Origin of the sequence: Colwellia sp. C1TZA3 (assembly GCF_007954265.1) — a bacterium.
Lineage (GTDB): Bacteria > Pseudomonadota > Gammaproteobacteria > Enterobacterales > Alteromonadaceae > Cognaticolwellia.
Genome location: NZ_VOLS01000108.1, coordinates 1 through 4426 on the forward strand (window position 1 = coordinate 1; position 4426 = coordinate 4426).

At 35.1% G+C, this 4426-nt stretch carries 6 protein-coding genes; 2 read left to right on the plus strand and 4 right to left on the minus strand.

Annotation, left to right across the window (positions count from 1 at the left end; genetic code table 11):
• Window positions 1-216: 216 nt before the first annotated feature.
• Both ESZ39_RS17135 and ESZ39_RS17140 read right to left on the minus strand, forming a co-directional pair.
• Window positions 217-624 (minus strand): DUF1348 family protein, encoded by a 408-nt coding sequence (locus ESZ39_RS17135; RefSeq protein ID WP_223270437.1) that lies wholly within the window; start codon window positions 622-624, stop codon window positions 217-219.
• A 1055-nt stretch (window positions 625-1679) separates the two neighbouring features.
• Complete coding sequence (locus ESZ39_RS17140) at window positions 1680-2186, minus strand: type 1 glutamine amidotransferase domain-containing protein (protein WP_223270438.1); 507 nt, start codon at window positions 2184-2186, stop codon at window positions 1680-1682.
• 564 nt (window positions 2187-2750) lie between these two features.
• On the opposite strand from ESZ39_RS17140, the gene ESZ39_RS17150 reads away from it, so the two are divergent.
• Together ESZ39_RS17150 and ESZ39_RS17155 are read left to right on the plus strand one after the other, a co-directional pair.
• On the plus strand, window positions 2751-3002 hold the full coding sequence (locus ESZ39_RS17150) for a type II toxin-antitoxin system prevent-host-death family antitoxin (protein ID WP_146881139.1): 252 nt from the start codon (window positions 2751-2753) through the stop codon (window positions 3000-3002).
• Window positions 2999-3259, plus strand: coding sequence for a Txe/YoeB family addiction module toxin (locus ESZ39_RS17155; RefSeq protein ID WP_146881140.1), 261 nt, complete (start codon window positions 2999-3001; stop codon window positions 3257-3259). Before ESZ39_RS17150 ends, ESZ39_RS17155 begins: the two co-directional genes overlap by 4 nt.
• Window positions 3260-3368: 109 nt before the next feature.
• Here ESZ39_RS17155 and ESZ39_RS17160 read toward each other — a convergent pair whose 3' ends face one another.
• Window positions 3369-3560 (minus strand): hypothetical protein, encoded by a 192-nt coding sequence (locus tag ESZ39_RS17160; protein ID WP_146881141.1) that lies wholly within the window; start codon window positions 3558-3560, stop codon window positions 3369-3371.
• Between the two features lie 281 nt (window positions 3561-3841).
• Window positions 3842-4204 carry a hypothetical protein gene (locus ESZ39_RS17165; protein ID WP_146881142.1) on the minus strand — a complete coding sequence of 121 codons (363 nt, stop codon included), beginning with the start codon at window positions 4202-4204 and terminating at the stop codon, window positions 3842-3844.
• Between the last annotated feature and the right edge of the window lie 222 nt (window positions 4205-4426).

Sequence of the window (4426 nt, forward strand, 5' to 3'; positions counted from 1 at the left end):
TAGTTAAAATAGCTCAAGGCTGTGTTGCTCTCAATCCCAATAGCCAGCTATTGCTCAATCGAGCGCCTTACCTTGAATTATTTTTCCTGCGCACAACAAGATCACAAACTTAATGGAACTGGTATTAGTTATTCTATAACTTCAAGGTCTTACTAAGCGGCATGAAATAGCTAAGTTTTACTCGTTGTTGGCATTAGGGTGTATTGTAAGGTGCTTTTATAAACCAAGCTCAGAAAGACTGGGGTGTTTGTTAGGACGACGACCTAACTCCCAATGAAACTTCCTATCTGCCTCTAAAATGGGTAAATCATTAATACTGGCAATTCTTTGATGCATATAGCCATACTCATTAAATTCCCAGTTTTCGTTACCATATGAACGAAACCAGTTACCTGCTTTATCTTGCCACTCATAAGCAAAACGTACTGCAATCCTATTTTCTGTAAATGCCCACAACTCTTTTATAAGGCGATAATTTGATTCTTTGTCCCACTTTGCTGTTAAAAATTCAACTATCTCGTCTCTGCCTGTTATAAACTCAAATCGGTTCCGCCAGACACTATCAACTGTGTAAGCAAGTGATACTTTACTCGGGTCTCTCGAGTTCCAACCATCCTCAGCCATCCGTACTTTTTAAGTGGCAGTCTCATATGTAAATGGGGGGAGTGGAGGCCTTGGACTTTCTTTTATGTTCATAATTTTTTCTCCTTAATCATTATTGAAATTAAACAAAGGGTGCCTAGAAATAATGACTCCCACGAGTTGTTATACCAATTTGATTAATTAAGTGATCACCTTTTTCATGAGGAAAAATGGACAAATACAAGGCATAAAATTTAGTCAGTAGTTATTCTACTTATAAATTTTATAACGCTGTAGTTATTCATTTTAACCATTAAAAATGAGCAGGTAATTAATCAACTTGGTATTAGCCTTTAATTTTTTAGCTAATAAAAGTAGCGCCATAATTAATGTGTTAAACAACTAAAAACCAAGGCTGGCATGGATAAACGTAACATACTTTTTATTGGCTTAGATACTGATAAAATATCAATTGAAGTGGTGTGTAGAAGAGCAAGGTAGCGCTAAGTTATCCTGTTTTAGGTTGCATTAAAATAAGTTAAGCAGCAATCACTGAATTAACACGACAATACACAGCTAAATATCTACACGTGACATGTAATACCAATCCCATTAAGTTATTGCTCACTTGTACTAGTTAAAATAGCTCAAGGCTGTGTTGCTCTCACTCCCAATAGCCAGCTATTGCTCAATCGAGCGCCTTACCTTGAGTTATTTTTCCTGCGCACAACAAGATCACAAACTTAATGGAACTGGTATAACTTATCAAAGGCAAGAGAAATTACCACGAAAGACTAAAAAAGCCTTAACGAACAATTCAATGGTTTGTTCTTAATATAATAGTATCAGTTGATATCATTGCCGAATGAGGAGATTTGAGACTCTACAATATCTGTAATACGGTTAAGTGATTTACCCGCAAAACGATAACTATAATTACCATTGTCAGTTAAAAAATCATGACTAAAAGAGCTACTCCTGCGAATATATACTCTCCTTATATAATGAAAAACGCCTAAATAATAGTAGGTAAAAATGAGTGAAAAAAGCAGCGGAATCGACTGTTGTTTTGGTTTTAAATGACTTAAATACCGTTACTATTTGTTTAATATTATCATTTCTTTAGCAACAAGAGCTGCGGATGGTAAAAACATTGTTGAGACAAATCGTTGGTCGATTATTACCTCATACTTATTTTTTAATGTTTTTTTATTTTGTGCAATAGCACCATTTTTATTCAACTGGCTCTCAACCAAAAAAGGCAATAAAGTCCCTTGCTTTGCCCATGATTTAGATTTTTCAGTCGAATCAGGAAAACCAGCAATTTTTTTACCTTCAACAAAAAACTTACCTGAAGATAAAGTTACATTCGCCAATGCACCTGCTCCGTGACCTCCTGAACCAATTACACCATTTGATTCATAAATTTTAGCAATAATTAACTGTAAGTCTTTATTGTTAGCAACATCAAACAATGGACCGTAACCGCCACCAATATAAACGGCCCAATAATCATTTGTAATAACTTGTTTAGGCTGTAAAGAGTTAGCTGCCTTGTCTAAAAAACCTTCGTATTTTATGGTGTAGCTACTTATACCAATCAAACTAACTAAGTGATCTTTTTAAATGGTCTAAATATCCAATAACATCGTTGCTTTCAATCCCAATAGCCAGCTATTGCTCAATCAAGCGCCTTGTTCTTGAAAATTTACCCTCATTAAAATTTGCACCATTAATTAATTTGATTGGTATTATACCTAATGGATCCATTATAAATTCTACTTGCCCACCTTTAAGAGAAAAAAATCGACTTGCTGAAACCTGCACCTTGAAGTGGAGCGGGTATAAGTATTTGCGTTTTTTAACGGGAAGTAAAACCCAAGAAGAATATATAACCTCTGTCTCACTTTTAATTGTAAAACGCGTAGTAAAGCGATCATAAGAAACAAACACGGTTGTATCTGCGATTGTATGAGTTTGCTTCTGAATCCGTTCAAATGCGATAATTGATAAAAACCTAACGCCCATTAAGAGGCAAAAAATAGTTTGCTAAAATAAGCGACGAAGGAGTAAATAGCTAACTATTATTTGTCCTGCTTTAATGGCTTGTTATGTGCCAATGCGCTATGCTGTACCAATAAACGTACATGAACAATTTGGAGTCACACATGGATGCAATAAGTTATACAGCCGCTAGAGCTAATTTAGCAAATACAATGGCGCATGTATGTAATGATCACGCACCAATTATTATTACCCGAAAAAGTGAAGATCCCGTAGTTATGATGTCGTTAGAAGATTATAACGCTATGCAAGAAACTACTTATTTACTTAGATCACCAACCAATGCTAGAAACCTTTTAGACTCTATTGCTGAACTTGAAGCAGGCAATGGAACTGAAAGAGACCTTATTGAATGAAATTAACATTTTCAACAAAAGCTTGGGAGCAATATCTTTACTGGCAAACTACTGACAAAAAAATACTGAAACGTATTAATTTACTCATTAAGGGTATTCAGAGAAATCCCCATGAAGGTATTGGTAAACCAGAGCCTTTGAAGCACGGGTTATCTGGGTATTGGTCTAGAAGAATAAATGATGAACATAGGATCGTTTATAAACACCAAGATAGCACTATTTTAATTGCACAACTTCAATACCATTACGGCACATAACGCGACGCTAAACTAACTAAAATTTTTGGTTGTAATGTGCAGTGAGGTTTAATGTAACTAACTGTTTTAGTTGTGTTTAAGCGACATATTAGCAGCACACTGCGACTTGTTAAGTACCTACTAGATTAAATAAATAATACACAAAAGCACCCAATAAAATACAGCCTGATATAACCATAACTTTAAGGGTTTTAGATTGTGACATTGAACCTATAAGTGTAAACCACCATTCAAATTCTAATGCTTGCTTGAGAGTAAATGAGGTAGGTATTTCTTTCATTCTCGACTTGTCATCATCCATAAATACAACTCCAAATGTTCAGTAAACTGATTGTACAGCCTCAACGCCCCAATAAGGGGCTTGTAATTGTTGGCTAAAATGTGAAGCGAAGCGGAACTGGACAATTACATGAGTTGTGCTACCCAATTACATTAGAACTGCCAGTTATTATCATCCAATACTGCCACCTAATCACATTTACTGTGATTACTTAACGCTTGCTAAGCGGAAAATAATGGTTGGCTATAATCGCAAAGCGATGGCCAACTGTTATTTTTCCGTTTGAGCAACTTATAGGCAAATTAAACTACAAAATATGGTTGAGCTTCAATAGCCTTAAAGCACTCTTTACTAGATAAACCAGAATGTAACTCAAACCATTTATCAGTATGGCGCATATAGGATAAATTAAACCTGTTATCACCTACAAAAACTAACCTAGCAAATTTACTTTCAAATGTTGGTGATATGGCATTTTCAGCCACACAATTATATTTAGCTAAAAAATATAGGGAACTCCCTCGCCATTTTAAACTAATGTCAAAAAGTTGATTAGAAAAATTATTTTCTATTTCATGTTTTATATAACGAGGTTTAAGAGTGTTATTTATTAAGTCACTCGCTTCCTGATTTACAGAGTCTTTAACTACATTTGTAATTTTCATTTATAAACCACTTGCATATGCTGCCAGATAATTATTTGCCTAACGCCCTGTTAAGGGGCAAATTGTAGTTGGCTAAAATGTGAAGCGGAGCGGAACGGTGTTTTTCAAGATAGTTGACACTGTTTCCCCTAATTTTATTAAGCGACTTCTTTTTGTGCGTTTTTTATACTTTCCTTTTCTGGGTTCAATGATACTGGGCCTGCTGGTTCGCAATTTCTGACC

Coding starts and splice junctions, on each gene's coding strand:
- ESZ39_RS17150 (WP_146881139.1), top strand. CDS start 2,751: ATGGATGCAATAAGTTATACAGCCGCTAGAGCTAATTTAGCAAATACA.
- ESZ39_RS17165 (WP_146881142.1), bottom strand. CDS start 4,204: ATGAAAATTACAAATGTAGTTAAAGACTCTGTAAATCAGGAAGCGAGT.
- ESZ39_RS17135 (WP_223270437.1), bottom strand. CDS start 624: ATGGCTGAGGATGGTTGGAACTCGAGAGACCCGAGTAAAGTATCACTT.
- ESZ39_RS17155 (WP_146881140.1), top strand. CDS start 2,999: ATGAAATTAACATTTTCAACAAAAGCTTGGGAGCAATATCTTTACTGG.
- ESZ39_RS17160 (WP_146881141.1), bottom strand. CDS start 3,560: ATGGATGATGACAAGTCGAGAATGAAAGAAATACCTACCTCATTTACT.